The organism is Planctomycetota bacterium, assembly GCA_038746835.1.
Lineage (GTDB): Bacteria > Planctomycetota > Phycisphaerae > Tepidisphaerales > Tepidisphaeraceae > JBCDKH01.
The window spans coordinates 1-2,938 of record JBCDKH010000289.1 but is presented as its reverse complement, the minus strand read 5'-3'; the positions used below and the strand labels follow the sequence as shown (position 1 = coordinate 2,938).

The window sequence follows — 2,938 nt, the reverse complement described above, 5'->3', positions numbered from 1 at the left end:
TTGAGCGAAGCGATGCCCCGGAGCGTGACCTGTTGGACGTCGCTCCGGGGCATCGCTTCGCTCAACCCACGGCTTCTCATCTGTTCCTACAACAAATTGTGTTACTTGCAATACTCTGTTCACAGAGGGCGTTGCATGAAGGTGAAGCTCTTTGTTGCGACCGTTGCTGCATCAGGTCTCGTCGTCGGTTCGGCTCGGGCGCAGGTCGACTTCTCGCCCGTGACCGATCCGATCGATGCCTTCCTCGCGGCTCGGCCGCAGGCGCCGGGGGCGGGGCTGCTCATTGCCGGATTCGACGGCACGATCGTTCACGAGCAGTACTGGGGCACCTACGACCGCTCGACATCCATTCGAATCGCGTCGGCGACGAAGTGGCTGTCGGGCACACTTCTCGCCGACCTCGCGGACGAAGAGCTGCTGAACCTCGACGCCCCGCTTTCGACGATCCTGCCGGAGTTCGCTGGCTTCGACGACGGCCGGGGCGACACCACCGTCCGCCAGCTCTTCAGCCACACCAGCGGCATGGCCGGGCAAAGCCAGTGGGTCGGCCGGCAGGATGTCACGCTGGCTCAGGCGGTTTCCAACATTGCCGCGAGTCCGTTCCTGATGACGAGCGACCCGGGCTCGACCTTCAGCTACGGCGGCGTGTCGATGCACGTCGCAGGCCGAGTGGCGGAAGTGGTCAGCGGCGAGAGCTGGGTCGACCTGTTCGACGAACGCCTCGCCAATCTACTCGGCATGACCAGCCTCTCCTGGGACGGCATCGGCGGCCCGACCAACCCGCGCATCGCCGGCGGTGCGGCAGCCAGCATCGACGACTACGCACGCCTGCTCGCCCTCCTCGGCAACGGCGGCATGCACGACGGAGAGCGTCTCCTCTCGCAACAGGCCGTCGACGAGATCCTCGCTGACCAGTCCGGTGACGTCGCGATCGGCTTCGTGCCGGGCGGCGTCGACGTCTTCGACGGCTACGGCCTTGGCACGTGGATCGAACGGCGCAACGACGCCGGCCAGCCCGTGGAGTTCTCCAGCCCCGGCGCCTTCGGAGCCGTTCCCTGGATCGATATCGAGAACGAGTACTACGGCATCTTCCTGATCGACAACTCGTACCAGGCCGTCGACGATCTGACGGACGCGCTTCGAGCGTTCAGCGCCGACGTCATCAATGCCGCGCCCGATCGTGCCGGTGACGCTGATCGTGATGGCGACGTCGATCTTGCAGACTTCGGCATTCTGCGTGCATCGTTCGGGACGTTTCCTGGCCGATTCGTCGAAGGCGACCTGGACGGCGATACCGACGTCGATCTCAGTGATTTCGCGATCTTGCGAGCCAACTTCGGACAGGCCGAAGCAGCACTGCTCGACGCGTGGCACGCTTCAGTGGTGCCGGAGCCGACGACCATCCTGAGCCTCAGCACGCTGCTCTTGACAAGGCGAACGGGCGCAGTCGTGCGACGCGGTCAGCCATAACCTGTCGGCATGTCACGTGCCGTACTGCATGCCGCTGTCACTTCCAGTCTCTTGCTCGCGGCGGGGTCCGCGTCGGCCCAGCTGACTGGTTCGACGGTCGCGTCGGGGTTCGTCCAGCCGTTGTTCGTCACGTCGACGCCGGATGACTCGTCCGTTCTGTACGTCGTCGAAAAGGCCGGGCGCATCAAGACCATCGACGCCAACACCGGCCAGTCGCTCGGCACCTTCCTCGACATCACCGGGATCACCAGCGACGTCAACGAACGAGGCCTGCTGGGCATGGCCTTCGCACCCGACTACGCGACCAGCGGCGAGTTCTATATCAGCTACACCAACACCAGCGGCACCAGCGTCTTGGCCCGCTACCAGCGTTCGTCGTCAGATCCGCTCGTCGCCGACACGAGCAGCAAGATCCTCGCCCAGGTCGCGCAGCCGCAGTCCAATCACAATGCCGGCTGGCTCGGCTTCAATCCGGTCGATGAGACGCTCTACTGGTCCATCGGTGATGGCGGCTCGAGCAACGATCTCGGCACCGGTCACACGCCCGGCATCGGCAACGGGCAAGACACCAACAACCGCCTCGGGGCCATGCTGCGATACGACGTCGCCGGCACAGGCTTCTTCCGCAACGCGTCCATTCCCGCCGACAACCCGTTCGTCGGTAGCGACGACGGCGACGAGGCCATCGTCGCGTGGGGCCTGCGCAACGGATACCGCGCCAGCTTCGACCGAGAGACCGGCGACCTCTACATCGGCGACGTCGGCCAAAATCGACGCGAAGAGGTCAACATGCTTCCTGCCGGCGAAGTCGGATACAACTTCGGCTGGCGGCCTCGCGAGGGCTACATCGCCACACCCACCGGCGGCGTCGGCGGACCCAAGCCGACCGACAATGCCGACCCGATCTTCGACTACGCCCACGATTCCGATTCCGCCGCTGCCGGTACCCCCGGCACCGGCCTGCGACCCGTCCTCGGCCGAAGCATCACCGGCGGCTACGTCTACCGCGGCGAAGACCTCGGCCCGAACTTCCAGGGCAAGTACATCTTCGGCGACTTCGTGTCCGGCCGCGTCTTCGCCCTCGACGTCGCCGGTGCCGCTGACCTCGACTCGTTGGGCGACTTCAGCAACCTGGAAGACATCGACCTTCCGGTGGAAGACATCACCAGCTTCGTCTTCCCATTCGGTGCACCGCAGTTCCAGCTCGCCAGCTTCGGCGAAGACGCCGACGGCGAGCTCTACGTCGCCACGTTCAACGGCAACGTCACCCGCATCGACTTCAACAAAACCGGCGGCGATGCCGACTTCGACCTCGACGTCGACCTGGCCGACTTTGGCATCCTCCGAGCCAACTTCGGCCGGACCGACAACCCACGCTTTCAGGACGGCGACTTCAACGAAGACGACGTGGTCGACCTGGCCGACTTCGGCATCCTGCGGGCCAACTTCGGCACGTCCAGCCCGGGCG

The 2,938-nt window shown here is 65.1% G+C and carries 2 protein-coding genes; both read left to right on the top strand.

Translation table 11 applies throughout. The annotated features are described in order from the left end of the window. The first annotated feature begins 135 nt into the window (after positions 1 to 135). A complete protein-coding gene (locus AAGI46_16690; GenBank protein ID MEM1013845.1) occupies positions 136 to 1,470 on the top strand; it encodes a serine hydrolase in 1,335 nt (444 codons plus the stop codon). Between the two features lie 9 nt (positions 1,471 to 1,479). Then, a partial coding sequence (locus tag AAGI46_16685; GenBank protein ID MEM1013844.1) for a PQQ-dependent sugar dehydrogenase occupies positions 1,480 to 2,938 on the top strand: 1,459 nt, incomplete at its 3' end.

Bases quoted from the DNA above. Each gene is read 5' to 3' on its own strand.
- AAGI46_16690 (MEM1013845.1), top strand. From the start codon at position 136: ATGAAGGTGAAGCTCTTTGTTGCGACCGTTGCTGCATCAGGTCTCGTC.